Here is a 17,805-nt window from a genome sequence, read left to right as displayed (position 1 = left end):
GTGACCAGTGGCTGCCGTACGCCACCGCACAACGGGGAGGCTTTGGTGCTCACGGGGATCGACGACGTCGACTGGGCGTCGATGGGGCATGCGTACACCGATTGCGCGACCGACGTCCCCGACCTGCTGTGGGGCCTGGCGTCGCAGGACCCCGCCCGGCGGGACATCGCGCTCGACGGGCTGTACGGGGCGGTGCACCACCAGGGCGACGTGTACGACAGCACGGTGGCCTGCATACCGTTCCTCTTCGAACTGGCGTCGATGCCGGGCCTGCCGGACCGGGCGGCGATCGTGCGGTTGCTGTGCTCCGTCGCCGGCGGGCGGAACCCCGACCCGGCCGAGCTGGACGCCCCGTTCGAGGACGAGCGGGAGAACGCGGCGTACGTCCAGCTGTATCTCGACGCCTGGGCCGGGGTCCGGGAGCGCGCCGACGCCTTCCTCACGCTGCTCGGCGACCCCGATCCGGAGGTCCGGGCGGCGGCAGCCGAGGCGCTGGCCGAGGTGCATCCGCGGCCCGCGCGGGTGTTCGACGCGTTGCGTGGGCGGCTTCCGGTGGAGCGGGACCCCGGGGCGCTGCGTGCCCTGGTGGGGGCGATCGGCGAGCTGGCCGGCGCGCACCCGGAGCAGTTGGGGGACACGGCCGAGCCCGTCCTGCGCGAGATGGTGCTCTCAGGTGGTGCCGATCACGAACTGCGGCTGGCGGCTCTCGTCCAGCTGGCGCGCTGCGCCCCGCGGTCCCTGCCCGCGCACAGTGTGCGGATCACCCTGGACACGCTGCGCTCCGCCTTCGAGCGGAAGGCGTCCGCCGCCCGCGCGTCCGAGCCGGCCCGGGAACGCCCGCGGACGGACACGATGGTGTCGTACCTGCGCGACCTGGAAGCCACGCACTACGCGCTCTCCGACTCGGACGCCACTCCCGACCTCCTCCTGGAGCTGCACCACGCGCTGGGTGACCGGACGGACCTGCGGTTCCCGCTGCTCGTCGGGCAGTTGGGCAGCGCGGACTGGGGTCAGCGCATGGCGGGGATCAGGATGGCCGGGGCGCTGATGACGGGCTGGCGGCTCCTGGACGACGAGCCGCTGCTCGCGCTGGCCGGGCAGCTACGGGAGCCCGAACTCCGCCTGAACAAGGCAGCGTTGGCCGAGCTGCGGTATCTCGCGCCGGTCGCCCGGGTGGTGGCCGACGACGTGGTGGCGTTCGTCGAGGACTGGTGGGAGAGCGGGCGGACCGAGTCCATGGACGGCCCGCGCTGGCTCGACACGGCGATCGGCAGGGCCATGGAGGTGCTGGCGCTCCAGGGCGACGACCGGGCGTTGAACGCCCTGAAGTCGGTCCTGAGCCGGTTGGACCCACCGGAGGAGACCGAGCGGTGGCTGACGGCCTACGGGCCGGAGGCGGGGGCGGAGCTGGGCCCGGTGCTGCACGAGCGGCTCGCCGACCTCGACCCGGACGACCGGGGCGTCACCCGGCGCCGACTCCTCGACGGGCTGGGCATCCTCCGGCACCAGCCGTCCCTGCCGCTGGTCGTCGCGGCGCTCCGCGACAGCGGCGACGACGCGGCGACCCGGCGGCACGCGCTGCGGGCCCTGACCCGCTACGGCACGGCGGCGACCGAAGCCGCCCCGCTGCTGCGGGAGCGGGTCGCGGGCGCCGCCGCCCGCGACCCCGACCGCACCGAGGCCGCGGCGGCGCTGTGGGCGGTGACCGGCGACAGCGAGGCGGTGCTTCCCGCCCTGAGCGCCGGTCTTCGCTCCGAGCACCGGCACGAGCGCAGCGCCGCCCTCCATGTGATCGGCTCGCTCGGACCGGCGGCCGTTTCGCTCGCGGCGAGCCTGCGGGGGCCGGAGCCGCAGGGCGTCGACGAGGCCGTCGCCCTGTGGCGGGTCACCGGAGACGCGGAGGCAGCGCTGCCGGTGCTGTCGCACCACTGGACCGCTCAGCCGGTGCACCGCCCGGAGATCGCCGCCTGCCTCGTCGAGATGGGCCCCGCGGCGGCCGCGGCCCTCCCCCTCGTCCGAGCGGAACTGTCCTCACCCCGTCGCCACCGCACCGACAGCGCCCACGAGACGGCACACTCCGCCGTGAACGTACGAGGGGACGTGACGTCGGACGAGGAGTTGCTCAGGGATTGCCGGCGCATCGTGGCGGCGTTCGAGATCGACTGAGGTCGCGCGCGGGCGGACCCGTCGGGCTGGTCGAACCGCCCTCAGTCGCGGGTGTAGGTGAGGAACACCGCCCCGCCCTCCAGGACGACGTGGTCCGTCAGGCTCCAGACGCGCGGATCGAAGGCGGCCGAGCGGCCGAAGAGGGGGATCCCCGTACCTATGGTCAAGGGGCCCAGTTTGACGATGAGTTGGTCGATCTCGTCGTACAGGACGCCCGCGAGTTCGCCCCCGCCGATCAGCCAGAGGTCCTTGCCGTCCTCCTGCTTCAGCTCCCGCACCTTCGCCACCGGGTCGCTCGTGACCAGCTCCACGGCCGGGTCGGGGCTCTCGGTCATGGTGGTGGAGAAGACCAGGTGCCGCAGGTGGGGGTAGGCGTCGGCGATACCGGCCTTGAGGCCGATCTCATAGGTCTTGCGCCCTTCGAGGACGGTGTCGAAGTGGGTGCCCTCGGCCTCGACGGACAGCGCCTTCCTCGCCGGGGCGGGCAGGGTCTCGGGGTACTCCGCGGCGAGGTACTGCACATAGTCGCCGGTGACGGGCCAGAAGCCGTCAGGTCCCGTGGGGTCGGCGCCGTCGGGCCCGGCGATGAAGCCGTCGAGGGTGGAGGCGATGTAGTACACGAGCTTGCGCACGAAGGATTCCTTCTGGATCGGTGGCCGGACAACGGGTGGTGCACACGGCGGATCGGTGCACAGGGCGGATCGACGCCGGTTCGGGGGTCAGCCGTGCTCGGCGGCAGCCCACTCGACGAACTGGATGATCACCCCGTTGGGATCGGTGACCTGGAACAGGCGCTCGCCCCACGGTTCCTCGCGCAACGGCATGGTGATCCGGACGTCGGCCTCACGCAGCCGCTTCTCCTCGTCCGCCAGGCCGGAGGCGACGGTGAAGGCCAGGATCAGACCGCTGACGCGCTGGTCACGCTGCTCGGGCGGCAGCACCTCGATCCCGCGGGCCAGCAGGACGACATCGACCGCGTCGTCGTGCGACAGGGACACGAAACCGTCGGCGGCGTGGCGGACGGCATAGCCCAGGTGGGCGGTGAAGAACTCCTGCGAACGGGTGACATCGTCCACGGTCAGCGAAACGGTGGAGGCGGTGAACTGCACGAGACTCCCTGCGTCATGCGGCGAGGACGGGCATGCGCGCGGCCCGCACCGCCCGTAAACTTACTACCGACGTAAACTTACCCTTGACTACTCTTAGCGTCAACAGAAAAATGCCACCGGAGTAAGATTTCCCCATGGCCACCCAGATGCCGCCCCCCAGGGCCGGGCTTCGCGAGACGAAGAAGCAGGAGACCCGGCAGCTCATCTCCGACCACGCGACACGGCTGTTCATCGCCCAGGGCTTCGAGCAGACGACCATCGCCGAGATCGCCGCCGCCGCCCGTGTCGCCAAGAAGACCGTCACGAACTACTTCCCCCGCAAGGAAGACCTGGCGCTGGACCATCAGGACCAGTTCGCCACCTCACTGGCCCGCGCCGTGGACGCCCGACGCCCCGGGGAATCCGCGCTGACCGCGCTGCGCCGGGCCTTCGCCGACTCCGTCGCCGCCCAGGACCCGGTCGCCGGGTTCTCCGGACAGGAGTTCGCCCGCATGATCGCCGACAGCCCCACCCTGAGCACATGCGTACGCGGCCTCCACGACCAGCGGGCACACCACCTCGCCCGGGCGCTCGCCGAGGCCACCGGCGCCGGCCCCGACGACATCACCGTCCGGGCCGTCGCCGAACTGCTGGGCAGCGCGCACCGCACGCTGTTCCAGCGCATCCAGGAGCTGACTCTCGCCGGCCACCCCGGCGAACGGATCGCCCGGACCATCACCGCCGAAGCGGCCCAGGTCTTCGACCTGCTGGAACCCGCCCTCGCCGACTACGCGACCGCCTAAGGTCGTGTCCGCAAAGTCCCGTCGTCCGCCCGGAGGGCGGGCCCCGCGGACACGGCCCAGGACGACGCCCATCGTCCGCCGGGGAAGGCGCTGCCGCCCGCGTCGAGGGTCACCCCTTCTTCGCCCGGCTCGGCTGCACCCGCTTCGGCTCGCCCGGCATCTTGGGGTACTCCGGCGGATACGGCAGGTCACCCAGACCGTGGTCGTGCTCGTCGCGCGCGGCCAGTTCGAGCAGCGCCTCCAGGGAGTACGCGTGGTCGTCCATGTCGGCGTGGACGTCACCGCGTTCGGCGTAGCGCACCGGCATCGTGGCGAGGTCGAAGTCGCGGGGCAGGGCGGAGCCCACCTCGTCCCAGGTGAGGGGCGCGGAGACGGGGGCGTGCGGGCGGGGCCGCACGGAGTAGGCGGAGGCGATGGTGCGGTCGCGAGCGGTCTGGTTGTAGTCGATGAAGATCTTCTCGCCCCGCTCCTCCTTCCACCACGCCGTGGTCACCTGGTCCGGCATCCGGCGTTCCAGTTCCCGGGCGGCGGCGATGGCGGCCCGTCTGACCTGGGTGAACGTCCAGTGCGGTGCGATCGGGACGAACACGTGCAGGCCGCGCCCGCCGGAGGTCTTCGGCCAGCCGCGCAGGTCGCCGTAGTCATGGAGGACGGAACGCAGCTCGTGGGCGGCGCGCACGGCGTCGGCGTAGTCGGTGCCCGGTTGCGGGTCGAGGTCGAGGCGGAGTTCGTCGGGGCGGTCGACGTCGTCGCGCCGGACCGGCCACGGATGGAAGGTGAGCGTGCCGAACTGCGCGGCCCAGACGACGGCCCCCACCTCGGTCGGGCACATCTCGTCGGCGCTGCGGCCACTGGGGAAGGTGATGTGGGCGGTGGGGATCCAGTCGGGCATGTTCTTCGGGGCCCGCTTCTGGAAGAAGTTCTCACCGGTCACCCCCTCCGGGTAGCGCTCCAGGGTCGTGGGCCGGTTGCGCAGGGCCCGCAGGATGCCGGGGCCGACGGCGATGTAGTACCGGGCGAGGTCCAGCTTGGTGAAACCGCGCTCCGGGAAGAACACCCTGTCGGGGCTGGACAGCCGCACCGTCCGGCCCGCCACCTCCAATTCCACCGCATCAGCCATGCGGCCACGGTAGGCGGACGCGACATATGCCGCATACCGGGCGCATCTTCGCGTGGGGTCGCAGAATCGGAGCATGGATCTGCCGGTGATGCCGCCCGTGAAGCCGATGCTCGCCAAATCCGTGGCGAAGATCCCGCCGCACATGCACTACGAGGCGAAGTGGGACGGGTTCCGGGCGATCGTGTTCCGCGACGGGCCCGAGGTGGAGCTGGGCAGCCGTACGGGCAAGACGCTGACCAGGTACTTCCCGGAGCTGGTGGAGTCGCTCGCGGAGCGGTTGCCGCAGCGGTGCGTGATCGACGGCGAGATCGTGATCGTCCGGGAGGGCCGCCTCGACTTCGACGCGCTCACCGAGCGCATCCACCCCGCGGACTCCCGTGTCCGGATGCTGGCCGGCACCCAGCCCGCCTCCTTCGTCGCCTTCGACCTGCTCGCCCTGGACGACGAGTCACTGACCGACGTTCCGCTGACCGACCGGCGCGCGCTCCTCGAACGTGTCCTGGCCGATGTGACGGCGCCCGTCCATCTCGCCCCGGCGACCACCGACCGCGAGGTGGCCGAGCGGTGGTTCGAACAGTACGAGGGCGCGGGCCTGGACGGGGTCATCGCCAAGCCCCTCGATCTGCGCTACCGGCAGGACGAGCGGGCCATGTTCAAGATCAAGCACGAGCGGACGGCGGACGTGGTGGTCGCCGGGTACCGGCTGCACAAGAGCGGGCCCGTCGTCGGTTCCCTGCTGCTCGGTCTGTACGACGACGGGGGCACCCTCCAGCACGTCGGGGTGTCCGCCGCGTTCCCGATGAAGCGGCGGGCCGAGCTGGTGACCGAGCTGGAGCCGTCGCGGCTGCCGGACATCAGGGAGCACCCCTGGGCCGCGTGGGCCGACGAGGCGGCTCATGAGACCGCGCGGCTGCCGGGCGCGCCGAGCCGCTGGTCGGGGAAGAAGGACCTCTCCTGGGTGCCGCTGCGGCCCGACCGGGTCGCGGAAGTGGCGTACGACCACATGGAGAACGGCGTCCGCTTCCGCCACACGGCCCGCTTCCGCCGCTGGCGCCCGGACCGCACCCCCGAGAGCTGCACCTACGCCCAGCTGGAGGAGCCGGTGAACTACGACCTGGCGGAGATCCTCGGGCCGTAGCGCCCACCTTCGCTCACGGCCGGGGCCCAGGTTCGCCCACGGCCGGGGCCCGGGGTGCGCTCACTGCCGGGACGCGGGGTTCGCTCACGGCTCCAGCAGTACCTTCACCGCGCCGTCGTCCTTCCGCTGGAACATCTCGTAGGCGTGCGGCGCCTCGCTGAGCGGCATGCGGTGGGTGGCGAAGTCGTCGACGCCCAGCGGGTCCTCGTCGGTGAGGAGGGGCAGGATGTCGTCGCTCCAGGTGCGGACGTTGGCCTGGCCCATGCACAGCTGGATCTGCTTGTCGAACATGGTGAGCAGCGGCATGGGGTCGGCGGTGCCGCCGTACACCCCGCTGATGGAGATGGTGCCGCCTCGCCGCACCAGCTCGATGGCGGTGTGCAGGGCGGCGAGCCGGTCGACGCTGAGGTGTTCCGCGAACTTGGCGCCGATGGTGCGGGGCAGCAGGCCGGCCGCGGTCTGGGCGAGCTTGGCGGCCGCGCTGCCGTGGGCCTCGGTGCCGACGGCGTCGATCACGGAGTCGGGGCCGCGCCCGGCCGTGCGGTCACGGATCGCGGCCACGAGTTCCTTCTGGCTGGCGAAGTCCCTGAGGTCGTACGTCTCGACGCCGCGGGCGCGGGCCCGGCGCAGCCGCTCGGGCACCAGGTCCACGCCGAACACCTGCTCGGCGCCGCGTACCTGGGCGACCCGGCAGGCCATGTCGCCGATGGGCCCCAGGCCGAGCACGGCGACGCTGCCGCCGGGCGGGATGTGCGCGTACTCGACCGCCTGCCAGGCGGTGGGCAGCACGTCGGATAGGTAGACGAACCGGTCGTCGGGCGGACCTTCCGGCACCTTGATCGGCCCGAACTGGGCCTGCGGGACCCGCAGGTACTCGGCCTGGGCGCCCGGCACCGCACCGTACAGGCGGGTGTAGCCGAATATGGCCGCGCCCATGCCCTCGGCGGTGCACTGGGTGGTCTCGCACTGGGTGGGCAGCCCGGTGAGGCACATCCAGCAGTTCCCGCAGGCGATCTGGAACGGCACCACGACCCGGTCGCCCGCCGCGAGGTCCGGTACCCCGGCACCGACCTCCTCGACGATGCCCATGGGTTCATGACCGAGGATGTCGCCCGGCGTCATGAACGGGGTGAGCACCTCGTAGAGGTGCAGGTCGGAGCCGCACAGCCCGGTGGAGGTGACGCGGATGACCGCGTCCGTCGGCTCCTGGATCGTCGGGTCGGGCACGGTCTCGACACGTACGTCCCGCCTGCCCTGCCATGTCACTGCCTTCATCGCGTCCCGCTCCGTCCCTCGACTCGGCTTCGCAGGTCCGGCACGAGTACCCGGAGCCCCAGCTCCGAACCACGTCGGAGCGCGGTCGGCCCGGTCGATCGGATGCGGTCAGAAGGAGACAGGGATAGCCATCTATCAGCCTATAAGTCCACAATCGAAGACAAACTCGGCGAAGGATGGGCACGGTGGGCATGAAACTGAAGGCGCGGCGGACTCGGCGGCACGTGACGACGGGCATGGTACTCGCCGCGCTCACGACGGGTGCCCTCCTCGCGGGCTGCTCCGGCGGCGGCTCGGGCGACGACAACCGCCAGGGTGAGAGCCCCACGCGGACGCCCGGCACCACGGCACCCGTGGGCTCGATACTCGCCGTGAAGATCGACAACGTACGCACGGCGAGACCCCAGACGGGGGTGGACGCCGCGGACATCGTCTACGCCGAGCAGGTCGAGGGCGGCCTGAGCCGGCTGATGGCGGTCTACGCGACGAGGTTTCCGGACGCCGTCGGCCCCGTGCGCAGCGCCCGGGAGTCCGACCTGGAGCTCCTGCGCCAGTTCGACGAGCCGACGCTCGCCTTCTCCGGCGCCCAGAGCAAGCTGCTCCCGCTGATCGACAGGGCTCCGCTGGACGCCAAGACGCCGGGGGACGCCCGTTCCGCGTACTACCGGGGCACCGACAAGCCCGCCCCGCACAACCTCTATCTGCGCCCGGCGAAGCTGGTGGGCTCATCGCCGGGCGCCGAGGCCCTGACCACGGGCTTCCGCTATGGCCAGGCACCCGCCGGCGGCACACCCGAGGACTCCCGCACGATCCGCTACCCGGCGGCCCGCTTCACCTTCACCTGGTCCGACGAGGAGCAGCGCTGGCTGCTCGCCATGGACGGGCAGGACACCGTGCTGACCGACGGCGCGCGGGTCGCTCCCGCCACGGTCGTCGTGCAGCACGTGGCCATCCGGCAGTCCCGGTTCCGCGACTACCTCGGCAACAACACGCCGTACACGGAGACGGTGGGCTCGGGGAAGGCCGAGGTCCTGCGCGACGGGCGCGTCTTCGAAGCCGACTGGGAGCGGAAGTCGCCGTCGGACGGCACGACCTTCACGACTCCGGACGGCGAGCCCATGAACTTCGCGAAGGGCCAGGTCTGGGTGCTGTACGTCAAGAAGTGACCGGATCCCCGCCGTGACGTGCCACGTCGGGAGCGGGGGCTCCGCCGAGCCGGTCGGGGGCCTGGCGGAGCGGCTCCGCCGGGCTGCGCAGTTCCTCCGCGGCGTCGGCCACCCGCCGGATCAGCTCGAAGAACAGGTTCTGCTCGTCCTCCGAGAGGGGGGCGAGGAACACCTGGTTCATCCGGGCCGTCCGCACGGTCAGCCTGCGGTGCGTCCGTACGCCGTCCTCCGTGAGCCGCAGCAGGAAACGCCGTCCGTCCTGCGGGTCGCGGACCTTGTCGAGCAGGCCCCGGCGGCCGAGCCTGGTGATCACCTCGGACATCGTCGAGCGGTCGAGGCCGACCCGCTCCCCCACCGTGCGCTGGTCCAGCCCCGGCTCGGCGACGAGCGTGTTGAGGACCGCGAACTGCGGCGAGGTGATCTCCTCGGAGACCATCACGTTCCACAGCAGGTAGTGCGCCTGCTGCAGCCGCCGGGCCAGGTGCCCGGGGTGGGTGGAGAGGTCCACCGCGGCCATGTGCGCTCCTCGGCTGGTTCGACACGGACGGTGATTCGTTCGTGTACTGAACAATACCCGCCGTCCGACGGAGCGTGTCCAGAGCGCCGCACACGTCTGACATCGCCGTTCTCACGGGCCTTGACGGCGGACTCCACGACTGGCAGCGTGAAGGAATCTTCACTGAAATACTCAGTGCCCTGATTAATTGCTCGCCGGGCGCTCGGTGTGGGCCAGGGCCTCACCCCGGTCCTCGAACGCTAAGGAACCCTCATGACACTCACCCAAGCGGACATCGACCAGGAGATCGCGGCCCAGCACGCCGCCTACGAGAAGCGGATCGCCGACGGCGCCCCGGTCGAGCACCAGCCGCGTCGCGACTACGCCCCCTACCGGTCCTCGCTGCTGCGGCACCCCAAGCAGCCGCCGGTCTCCATCGACGTCAGCAAGGACCCGGAGGTGGTGGAGCTGTCCTCCCCCGCCTTCGGCGAGCGGGACATCACCGAGATCGACAACGACCTCACCCGGCAGCACCACGGCGAGCCGATCGGTGAGCGCATCACCGTCTCCGGCCGCCTCCTCGACCGCGACGGACGCCCGGTCCGCGGCCAGCTGGTCGAGATCTGGCAGGCCAACTCGGCCGGCCGCTACGCCCACCAGCGCGAACAGCACGACGCCCCGCTCGACCCGAACTTCACCGGCGTCGGCCGCACCCTCACCGACGACGACGGGCACTACCACTTCACGACGATCCAGCCCGGCCCGTACCCGTGGCGCCAGCACCTCAACGCCTGGCGGCCCGCCCACATCCACTTCTCGCTCTTCGGCACGGCGTTCACCCAGCGACTGGTGACGCAGATGTACTTCCCGAGCGACCCGCTGTTCCCGTACGACCCGATCATCCAGTCGGTGACGGACGACGCGGCGCGGCAGCGACTGGTCGCCACCTACGACCACAACCTGTCGGTGCCGGAGTTCTCCATGGGTTACGTCTGGGACATCGTGCTCGACGGACCCCACGCCACCTGGATAGAAGAAGGACGCTGAGCTGCCATGACGAAGATCGACACGAGCCGTCCGGAGACGGTGCTCCCGACCCCGTCGCACACGGTCGGCCCCTTCTACGGACACGCCCTGCCGTTCCCCGGCGGCGGCGACATCGCCCCCGTCGGCCACCCCGACACCATCGCGCTCCAGGGGTACGTCCTCGACGGCGCGGGCGATCCGCTGCCGGACGCCTTCGTGGAGCTGTGGGGCCCGGACCCCGACGGCAACGTCCCACAGGTCGACGGCTCCATGCGGCGCGACCCCGCGAGCGGCGGTTTCCTCGGCCGCAACGGCGTGGAGTTCACCGGCTGGGGCCGCGTCCAGACCGACGCCAACGGGCACTGGACGGCGCGGACGCTGCGGCCCGGCGCCCGCGGCCGGAACGCGCCCTACCTCAGCGTGTGCGTCTTCGCCCGCGGGCTGCTCGTCCACCTGTACACCCGGATCTATCTGCCGGGCGACGAGGCGGCCCTGGCCGCCGACCCGCTGCTCTCCCAGGTGGAGGAGGCGCGCCGCGGCACGCTGGTCGCCGAGGACCGGGGCGACGGCACCTACCGTTTCGACATCCGCCTCCAGGGCGAGGGCGAAACGGTCTTCCTGGAGTTCCGGTGACTTCCTCACACGCCGGGCGTGACGTGCCCCCGGCCGAGTCCGACGCCGGTCTGCTCGCCCCCGGGTGGACCGGCTCCCCGGCGGCGGCCGCGACCGGCGACGGGGCCTACCTGAGGGCGCTGCTCGATGCCGAGGCCGCCCTGACCCGCGCCCAGGCCGCCCTCGGGCTCGCCCCCGCCGAGGCCGCGACCGCGGTGACCGAGGCGGCCCGCTCCGCCGCCTTCGACGTACGGTCCCTCGCGGAGCGCGCCCGCGGCGGCGGCAACCCGGTGATCCCCCTGATCGCCGACCTCACGGCGGCGGTCGGCGCCGCGTACGGCCCGTACGTCCACCGGGGCGCCACCAGCCAGGACATCCTGGACACGGCGACGATGCTGGTCGCCGCCCGCACCCTCGACCTGGTGCTGGCCGACCTCGGCGGCACGGAGACCGCGCTCGCCGGACTGGCCGCCGAGCACCGGGACACGGGGATGCCCGGGCGGACGCTCACCCAGCACGCCGTGCCGACGACGTTCGGGCTGAAGGCGGCGGGCTGGCGGTCGCTGGTGCTGGACGCCCGGGACCGGATCGCGGTCGTACGGGCGAGCCTGCCCGCCCAACTGGGCGGCGCGGCAGGCACGTTGGCCGCCTTCACCGCCTTCACCGTCTTCGCCCCGGCGACCGGCGGCGGGACACCGGGCCCGCCGGTCGACACGCGGGCCCTCGTCGCCGCGTACGCCCGTGAACTGGGCCTACGGGAACCGGAGTTGCCCTGGCACACGCTGCGCACGCCGATCGCCGACCTCGCGGGGGCGCTCGCCTTCACCGCGGGGGCCCTCGGGAAGATCGCCGCGGACGTGCTCACCCTGGCCCGCACGGAGATCGCGGAGGTCGCCGAGGGCAGCGGCGGCGGCTCGTCCGCGATGCCGCACAAGGCGAACCCGGTCCGCTCCACGCTGATCGCGTCGGCGGCCAGGCGGGCACCCCAGCTCGCGGCCACGCTGTACGGAGCGATGGCCGCCGAGGACGAGCGGCCGGCCGGGGCCTGGCACGCCGAGTGGGAGCCGCTGCGGGATCTGCTCCGGCTGGTCGGGGGCGCCGCGCGGGACGCGGTGGAGCTGATCCGGGGGCTCCGGGTGGACGCGGACGCCATGCGGCGCCACCTCGACCTCACCCATGGGCTGATCGTCTCCGAACGCCTGGCCGCCGAGCTGGCGCCGGTACTCGGCCGGGCCCGCGCCAAGGAACTGCTCACCCGGACCGCCGCCCGCGTCCACACCGAGGGCCGGCCGCTCTCCGACCTGCTGGCCGAGGAGCCGGACCTGAAGGACCTCGACCTGGCGGACCTCACGGATCCCGCCCGCTACACCGGCTCCGCCAAAGACCTCACCGACCGTGCCCTGGAGCGACGTTGACGGACACACTGCTCGACCACCGCGCGGAGGGACCCGCCTCCGCTCCCCCGCTGCTGCTCGGCCCGTCCCTCGGCACCTCCACCAGGCTGTGGGACAAGGTGGCGCCCGAACTGTCGATCACACACCGGGTGATCCGCTGGGACCTGCCGGGGCACGGCGGCTCCCCCGCCGACCTGATCGCCGCCGGGGCGACGGTCGGCGACCTGGCCTCGCTGGTGCTGGCCCTCGCGGACACGCTGGACGTCGAACGGTTCGCGTACGCGGGGGTGTCCCTCGGCGGGGCGGTGGGGCTGCATCTCGCCGCGCACCACCCGGAACGGGTCTCGTCCCTCGCGGTGATCTGCTCCTCGTCCCACTTCAACGGGGAGAAGCCGTGGCGCGAACGGGCCGAACTGGTACGGCGGGAGGGTCTGGCGGGGCTCGCCGAGACCGCCGACTCCCGGTGGTTCACCCCCGGGTTCACCGTGCCGGAGCTGGTCGACGACCACCGTCGGGCCGACCCGGAGGCGTACGCCGCGTGCTGTGACGCGCTCGCGTCCTTCGACATCCGCGGCGCGCTGCCGGGGATCACGGCGCCGACCCTGCTGATCGCCGGGCGGGAGGACCCGGCGACCCCGCCGGCGCATCTGCGGGAGATCGCGGACGCGGTGCCGGGCTCGTCGCTCACGGAGCTGTCCGGCGCGTCCCACCTCGCACCCGCCGAACGCCCGGAGGCGGTGCTGGCCGCGCTGCGCGCGCACTTCGACGGGTATCCGGGGCGGGGGATGGAGGTGCGCCGCCAGGTCCTCGGCGATCCGCACGTGGACCGCGCCCAGTCCCGCCAGTCGCCGTTCACGGCCCGCTTCCAGGACTTCATCTCCCGCTACGCCTGGGGGGAGATCTGGACCGATCCGACGCTCTCGCGCCGCGAACGCAGCATGATCACACTGACGGCGCTGGTCGCCCACGGCCACTACGACGAACTGGCCATGCACATCAGAGCGGCCCGCCGCAACGGCCTCACCCCCGACGACATCGCCGCGGTCCTCCTCCAGACAGCCGTCTACTGCGGAGTCCCCGCAGCCAACTCAGCCTTCGCCACGGCTCAGCGGGTGCTGGCGGAGGAGGGGCAGGAGCCGGGCTGACGGTCGCGGCCGCGGCCCGCTTGGCTAACGGGCTCGTGCACGGTAGGCAGTGAGGCGTCGAGTCCCTGATCGTCGATCATGTTCGTGTGGTGGGGAACGCATCTCGTGCAGCGATCATCAGCGACCGGAGAATCACGGGCCTGTCGGCCGACGTGATTGCTGAACTCGTCGCAGAGTTGGGCCCGTTGTGGCATGAACGGCATCAGATCAAGCTTGCGTCCAGGCCGCGGAAACGGGCGGTGGGCGCCGGAGGGAAGCACCGGCTGGTCTTCGTCGACCGGCTCCTGGCCACCCTCGTGCACCTCCGGCACGGAGCCACGCACGACCTGCTCGCCTGCTGGTTCGACGTGGACCGCTCCACTGTCACCCGCGCCATCGGCGAGGTACGACCACTGCTCGCCGAGCGAGGCTGCACGGTCAGTCCTGGCCTTCGGCTGCGGACTCTGGCTGAAGTCGTCGACCATCTCGGTGCCAGCGGGGAGACCGGCATCGTCGACGGCACCGAGATCCGAGTCCGCCGACCGGCCGCCGGACGCAAGGACCGGGACAGGTTCGTCTCCGGCAAGAACAAGCAGAACGCCGTCAAAACCATGGTCGTCACGGGCGGCGACGGCCGGGTGCTGTTCTGCAGCCCAACCCGAGCCCCGCTGCCATCCTCGACGCCTCACTGCCTACCGTGCACGAGCTCGTTAGGTTCTGTCTCTTTGGTCAGGTCGGGTGTCCAGATGCGGATGCCCGCGAGGTGGAGGGCTGCCTGGTAGGCGATCGCGAGCTTGTCGGTTCGTGTGGCCAGGCCGCGCCACTGCTTGAGGCGGTTGATGCACCGCTCGACGGTGTTCCGCTGCTTGTACGCCACGCTGTCGAAGCTGAGCGGGCGGCCGCCGAGCCGGCCTCGCCGCAGGCGGTGGCCGACTTGGACGGACGGCTGCGGGATGACCGCGCGCATGCCCCGGCGCCGCAGGTGGCTGCGGATGGCACGTGAGGAGTACGCGCGGTCGGCCGGAACGGCCCGGGGCCGGGTCCTGCCCGGACCAGTGCGGGGCACGCGGATGCGGGACATCACCGTCCTTTGAATGCGGGGTACATCGCCTGCCTGGCCCGCGGTGACGGTGAAGGCGAGGGGTCGTGCGCGACCGTCTGCGGCCAGGTGGATGGACCTTGGTGCTCAGTCCGCCGCGGGAGCGTCCGAGCGCGTGATCGGCGGGCTCGCCGGAGTGGGACGCCCCGTTTGCGTGCTCCGGCAGTGTGTTGGTGGGCCCGGACGACCGTGGAGTCCACGGACACCGTCCAGTCGAGGTCGTCGTCGGCGTCCGCCGCCGCCAGGACCGCTGCGAGGATCCTCTCCCAGGTGCCATCGACGGCCCACCTGATCAGCCGCTTGTGAGCGGTCTGGAACGAGCCGAGCTCGTCGGGAAGGTCTCGCCAGGGCGAGTGGGTGCGGTACTTCCACACGATGGCCTCAAAGGTGCGGCGGTGGTCGGCCCACCGCCGCCCGCACCGGATCGGCAGGCATCAGCGGCTCGATCCGGACCCACATCGCATCGGTGATCACTAATCGGACGGATACGTCCGATTAACTGATCAACCCATCAAAGAAACGCTCTAGCCAAGGGCGACGAGTGCCTCCCGGGCCTGTTCGGCGAGTCCGTGCGCGCCGCAGGACTCGGCGAGGGTGAGCCCTCGCTTGAGTTCCGTGGCTGAACGGATGGCGATGCCGTATTCGACACGGGCCGCAGCGTGCTCGTAGGCGGAAGGTGAGGCGTCGAGGTAGGTGACGGCCTTGGCGTACAGGTTGGCGGCCTGCTTGCCGGTGGCGAGGGCCGCCTCGACCCGCAGGGCCTCACCGATCGCGGTGTCCGTGCCATAGCGCTCGGCGCGGCGCCGGACGAGCCCGGCGATCTCCACGGCGCGCCGCGGGTCCTCGTTGGCGAGGGCGCGGGCGAGATCACCGCCCCAGGGGACGAGGAGTGTGTTGTGGTGCCCGCGGGCGTCCGCCGCTTTCTCCGCGGCCTCCAGTTCGTTGATGCCTTCCTCGGTGCGCCCGACGGCGAGGAGGAGCCGGCCCCGGACGGAACGCGGGTCGGGCAGCACGATGGGAGACGGGTACGGGGGCACGAAGCCGTTCTTCTCGGCGATCTCCCATGCCTCCTGGACATGGCCGCGGGCGAGCAGCACGTCGATGAGGTTGCAGGTCGACGTCCAGAACAGGGGCAGGCCCCGCCCGACACGCTCGGCGAACACCAGCGACTTGCGCAGGGAGTCCTCGGCCTCCCTGAGGCGGCCCCGCCTGCGATGGGCGAGCGCGACATAGGCGTGCGCCAGGGCCAGGTGGCCGCCGCTCCACCCTGCGGACTCGTAGGTGCGCAGGGCCTCCGTACACAGGCTCTCCGCACGGTCGAGGCGGTCGGCGTAGGCGTACGCGGTGGTGAGCATCAGCAGCAGTTCCATGCCCCATTCGTCGTCGGTCCAGCCGAGTCCTGGGGCGAGCCTGCCGTTGACCAGGGCGCGGTCGCAGTGCTCGACGACCACTTCGGCGTTCTCGCCGCGGGCCATCGCGTCGAAGCCGCGCAGGATGAGCAGCGCGCGTTCGGAGTTGTCGCGGCCCGTGCAGGTGGCGGCGAGTGCCGCGAGCTCCTGCGAGTGGGTCGGGGACACCTCCTCGCCCGCGTGGATGCCCTCCCACATGTAGCGGGCGGCCTGGAGCCGCATCCGTGCGGGCCCCGGCTCCAGCCGGGAGGCCTCCGTGTCGACGGTGCGGATGGCTTCGCCGAGCTGGTCGTTGTGGACGAGCGCCTGGGACAGGCGGAACACCGCGTTCACCCGTTCCGCGTTGTCCAGGCCCGGTTCGGCCAGGGCCGAGCGGAGGTATTCGACTGTTTTGGCGGGGGCGGTGAGGAGGGTGGCGCAGCCCAGTTCGTAGAGGACGCGTACGCGGACGTCGGGGCGGGGCGGTTCCTGGAGGGCGCGTTCGAGGCAGCGCCGGGCCGCTTCGGGGGCGCCGACGGCGAGGTGCTCGGTCGCGGCGGCGCGGAGTTGTTCGACGAGTTCGGACTCGCCGTCGGGCAGGACCTCCATGAGGTGGCGGGAGGCCGCCGCGGGTCCGCGTCCGGACTCCGTGACGACCGTCGCGGCCACGCCGTGGAACGCGGTGCGGACGCTGGGCAGGATCGAGTCGTAGACGGCGGTGGCGATCAGGGGATGGACGAACACCAGGTCCCCGTCGTCCGGCTGGCGGTTGGCGGGGTCGGGCGGGGTGAGGATGCGGGCCTGGGTGAGCAGTTCGGCGCACTCCCGCGCCCTGTCCATGGGCAGCCCGGCGAGACGGGCGACGATCTCCACGGTGATGCCGGTGTGCAGGATGGCGGCCGCCCAGGCGAACCGGGTGGCTTCGACGCCGAGTTCCTCCAGGCGGGCGACGAGGCCGTGGCCGCGCGCCGTCTTGTTGAGGGCGCGCAGTTGGGCGGCGGAGTCCTCCACCGGGTCCAGCTGGCTGTCCTTGACCTTGGCGAGGAGTTCGACGGTCTCGTAGGGGTTGCCCGCGGTGACCGCCCACACCTCGCGGCAGAACGCGTCGTCGGCATGTTCGCCGAGGGTGGTGCGGGTGAGCCCGGCGGTGGCGTCGGGCGTGAGCGCGCTGATCTTCGTGACGGGCCCGGCGACGGCGGCGATCTCCTGCAGACAGCGGGCCTGTTCCCCGGTGGCCTCGCCGGGGCGGCGGGCGACCACGACGAGGACGCACATCTCGTCCAGCCGTCCGGTGAGCGCGGACAGCCAGTGCAGGGTCTCCTGATCGGCCCAGTGGGCGTCGTCGATCAGCAGCACGAGGGGCCAGGTCCGGCGGACGAGACGGCCCACGGCGGCGACGAGGCCGTCGCACACGTGCTGGGGGTCGGCGGGTGTCTCGCCCGGTTCAGCGAGACCGAGGGCGGGGCCCGCGATGTCGTACCAGTCGCCCAGGTAGTCACGGGTCTCGCCGTCCATCAGCTCCAGCAGCGCGGGCTGGAGCAGTTGGCGCACGACGTTGAACGGGACGGACGTGACGGTCTCGCCGCCGCGCGCGTACCAGGCGGTGCAGCCGCGTTCCTTGGCGATGCGCCGGGCCTCAGTGAGGAGGGCGGTCTTCCCGATGCCCGCCTCGCCCCGGAAGACCAGGACTCTGCCCGGTGACGCCTGGTCGACGCAGAGCTCCTCGATCGCCTCCGTGATCGCGGCGAGCTCCGCGTCGCGCTCCCACAGGGAAGCCGAGGCGGCCGTGTCGGGCCGTGCCTCCGTCATCCCGGTACCTCCCCAGGTCGCCCAAACGACGTACAGGTGATTGAGCGTAGCCGTCCGACTGCCGAAGTGGAGGCTGGTCGGGGCACCGATTGCCGTGTCGG

General features: G+C 72.0%; 15 protein-coding genes and 1 pseudogene. 9 read left to right on the top strand and 7 right to left on the bottom strand.

Going from position 1 to position 17,805, the window contains the following annotated elements:
- The first annotated feature begins 45 nt into the window (after positions 1–45).
- Complete coding sequence (locus ACZ4Z3_RS14390) at positions 46–2,166, top strand: HEAT repeat domain-containing protein (protein ID WP_468501238.1); 2,121 nt, start codon at positions 46–48, stop codon at positions 2,164–2,166.
- A 41-nt stretch (positions 2,167–2,207) separates the two neighbouring features.
- Here the strand turns inward: ACZ4Z3_RS14390 and ACZ4Z3_RS14385 are convergent, their stop codons facing one another.
- Positions 2,208–2,798: a dihydrofolate reductase family protein gene (locus ACZ4Z3_RS14385; RefSeq protein WP_468501237.1), complete on the bottom strand. Its 591-nt coding sequence runs from the start codon at positions 2,796–2,798 to the stop codon at positions 2,208–2,210.
- An 87-nt stretch (positions 2,799–2,885) separates the two neighbouring features.
- Complete coding sequence (locus ACZ4Z3_RS14380) at positions 2,886–3,275, bottom strand: VOC family protein (RefSeq protein WP_468501236.1); 390 nt, start codon at positions 3,273–3,275, stop codon at positions 2,886–2,888.
- Positions 3,276–3,409: 134 nt separating this feature from the next.
- Here ACZ4Z3_RS14380 and ACZ4Z3_RS14375 point away from each other — a divergent pair, with 134 nt between their 5' ends.
- Positions 3,410–4,057 carry a TetR/AcrR family transcriptional regulator gene (locus tag ACZ4Z3_RS14375; protein WP_468501235.1) on the top strand — a complete coding sequence of 216 codons (648 nt, stop codon included), beginning with the start codon at positions 3,410–3,412 and terminating at the stop codon, positions 4,055–4,057.
- 109 nt (positions 4,058–4,166) lie between these two features.
- Here ACZ4Z3_RS14375 and ligD read toward each other — a convergent pair whose 3' ends face one another.
- On the bottom strand, positions 4,167–5,177 hold the full coding sequence (ligD, locus tag ACZ4Z3_RS14370) for a non-homologous end-joining DNA ligase (RefSeq protein WP_468501234.1): 1,011 nt from the start codon (positions 5,175–5,177) through the stop codon (positions 4,167–4,169).
- 73 nt (positions 5,178–5,250) lie between these two features.
- Here ligD and ACZ4Z3_RS14365 point away from each other — a divergent pair, with 73 nt between their 5' ends.
- The gene (locus ACZ4Z3_RS14365; protein WP_468501233.1) at positions 5,251–6,315 is read left to right on the top strand and encodes an ATP-dependent DNA ligase; all 1,065 of its coding nucleotides are present in this window, start codon (positions 5,251–5,253) and stop codon (positions 6,313–6,315) included.
- Positions 6,316–6,399: 84 nt separating this feature from the next.
- Here ACZ4Z3_RS14365 and ACZ4Z3_RS14360 read toward each other — a convergent pair whose 3' ends face one another.
- Complete coding sequence (locus ACZ4Z3_RS14360) at positions 6,400–7,590, bottom strand: zinc-dependent alcohol dehydrogenase (protein WP_468501232.1); 1,191 nt, start codon at positions 7,588–7,590, stop codon at positions 6,400–6,402.
- A 176-nt stretch (positions 7,591–7,766) separates the two neighbouring features.
- Between ACZ4Z3_RS14360 and ACZ4Z3_RS14355 the strand changes: the two genes are divergently transcribed.
- The gene (locus ACZ4Z3_RS14355; protein ID WP_468501231.1) at positions 7,767–8,756 is read left to right on the top strand and encodes a DUF3048 domain-containing protein; all 990 of its coding nucleotides are present in this window, start codon (positions 7,767–7,769) and stop codon (positions 8,754–8,756) included.
- On the opposite strand, the gene ACZ4Z3_RS14350 is transcribed toward ACZ4Z3_RS14355, so the two are convergent.
- Positions 8,746–9,273 (bottom strand): MarR family winged helix-turn-helix transcriptional regulator, encoded by a 528-nt coding sequence (locus ACZ4Z3_RS14350; RefSeq protein ID WP_257234239.1) that lies wholly within the window; start codon positions 9,271–9,273, stop codon positions 8,746–8,748. The genes ACZ4Z3_RS14355 and ACZ4Z3_RS14350 overlap by 11 nt on opposite strands.
- A gap of 252 nt (positions 9,274–9,525) precedes the next feature.
- Between ACZ4Z3_RS14350 and pcaH the strand changes: the two genes are divergently transcribed.
- From pcaH to ACZ4Z3_RS14325, 5 genes are all read left to right on the top strand, one after another.
- Positions 9,526–10,299 (top strand): protocatechuate 3,4-dioxygenase subunit beta, encoded by a 774-nt coding sequence (gene pcaH / locus ACZ4Z3_RS14345; RefSeq protein WP_468501230.1) that lies wholly within the window; start codon positions 9,526–9,528, stop codon positions 10,297–10,299.
- A gap of 6 nt (positions 10,300–10,305) precedes the next feature.
- The gene (pcaG, locus tag ACZ4Z3_RS14340; RefSeq protein ID WP_468501229.1) at positions 10,306–10,911 is read left to right on the top strand and encodes a protocatechuate 3,4-dioxygenase subunit alpha; all 606 of its coding nucleotides are present in this window, start codon (positions 10,306–10,308) and stop codon (positions 10,909–10,911) included.
- The gene (pcaB, locus tag ACZ4Z3_RS14335) at positions 10,908–12,305 is read left to right on the top strand and encodes a 3-carboxy-cis,cis-muconate cycloisomerase (RefSeq protein WP_468501228.1); all 1,398 of its coding nucleotides are present in this window, start codon (positions 10,908–10,910) and stop codon (positions 12,303–12,305) included. The genes pcaG and pcaB overlap by 4 nt, the downstream gene beginning before the upstream one ends.
- A complete protein-coding gene (pcaDC, locus tag ACZ4Z3_RS14330) occupies positions 12,302–13,429 on the top strand; it encodes a bifunctional 3-oxoadipate enol-lactonase/4-carboxymuconolactone decarboxylase PcaDC (protein ID WP_468501227.1) in 1,128 nt (375 codons plus the stop codon). Before pcaB ends, pcaDC begins: the two co-directional genes overlap by 4 nt.
- Positions 13,430–13,515: 86 nt before the next feature.
- Positions 13,516–14,190 carry a helix-turn-helix domain-containing protein gene (locus ACZ4Z3_RS14325; protein WP_468501226.1) on the top strand — a complete coding sequence of 225 codons (675 nt, stop codon included), beginning with the start codon at positions 13,516–13,518 and terminating at the stop codon, positions 14,188–14,190.
- On the opposite strand, the pseudogene ACZ4Z3_RS14320 reads toward ACZ4Z3_RS14325, so the two are convergent.
- Positions 14,094–14,966: pseudogene (locus ACZ4Z3_RS14320) on the bottom strand (IS5 family transposase). The gene ACZ4Z3_RS14325 and the pseudogene ACZ4Z3_RS14320 overlap by 97 nt on opposite strands.
- Before the next feature lie 65 nt (positions 14,967–15,031).
- The gene (locus tag ACZ4Z3_RS14315; protein WP_468501225.1) at positions 15,032–17,704 is read right to left on the bottom strand and encodes an ATP-binding protein; all 2,673 of its coding nucleotides are present in this window, start codon (positions 17,702–17,704) and stop codon (positions 15,032–15,034) included.
- Between the last annotated feature and the right edge of the window lie 101 nt (positions 17,705–17,805).

The organism is Streptomyces sp. NPDC030296 (assembly GCF_055572815.1).
This window is presented reverse-complemented; position numbering and strand designations above follow the sequence as displayed.

Excerpts from the sequence above, each read along its gene's own strand:
- ACZ4Z3_RS14375 (WP_468501235.1), top strand. The coding sequence starts at position 3,410 with ATGGCCACCCAGATGCCGCCCCCCAGGGCCGGGCTTCGCGAGACGAAG.
- ligD (WP_468501234.1), bottom strand. The coding sequence starts at position 5,177 with ATGGCTGATGCGGTGGAATTGGAGGTGGCGGGCCGGACGGTGCGGCTG.
- ACZ4Z3_RS14365 (WP_468501233.1), top strand. The coding sequence starts at position 5,251 with ATGGATCTGCCGGTGATGCCGCCCGTGAAGCCGATGCTCGCCAAATCC.
- ACZ4Z3_RS14360 (WP_468501232.1), bottom strand. The coding sequence starts at position 7,590 with ATGAAGGCAGTGACATGGCAGGGCAGGCGGGACGTACGTGTCGAGACC.
- ACZ4Z3_RS14355 (WP_468501231.1), top strand. The coding sequence starts at position 7,767 with ATGGGCACGGTGGGCATGAAACTGAAGGCGCGGCGGACTCGGCGGCAC.
- ACZ4Z3_RS14350 (WP_257234239.1), bottom strand. The coding sequence starts at position 9,273 with ATGGCCGCGGTGGACCTCTCCACCCACCCCGGGCACCTGGCCCGGCGG.
- pcaH (WP_468501230.1), top strand. The coding sequence starts at position 9,526 with ATGACACTCACCCAAGCGGACATCGACCAGGAGATCGCGGCCCAGCAC.
- pcaG (WP_468501229.1), top strand. The coding sequence starts at position 10,306 with ATGACGAAGATCGACACGAGCCGTCCGGAGACGGTGCTCCCGACCCCG.
- ACZ4Z3_RS14315 (WP_468501225.1), bottom strand. The coding sequence starts at position 17,704 with ATGACGGAGGCACGGCCCGACACGGCCGCCTCGGCTTCCCTGTGGGAG.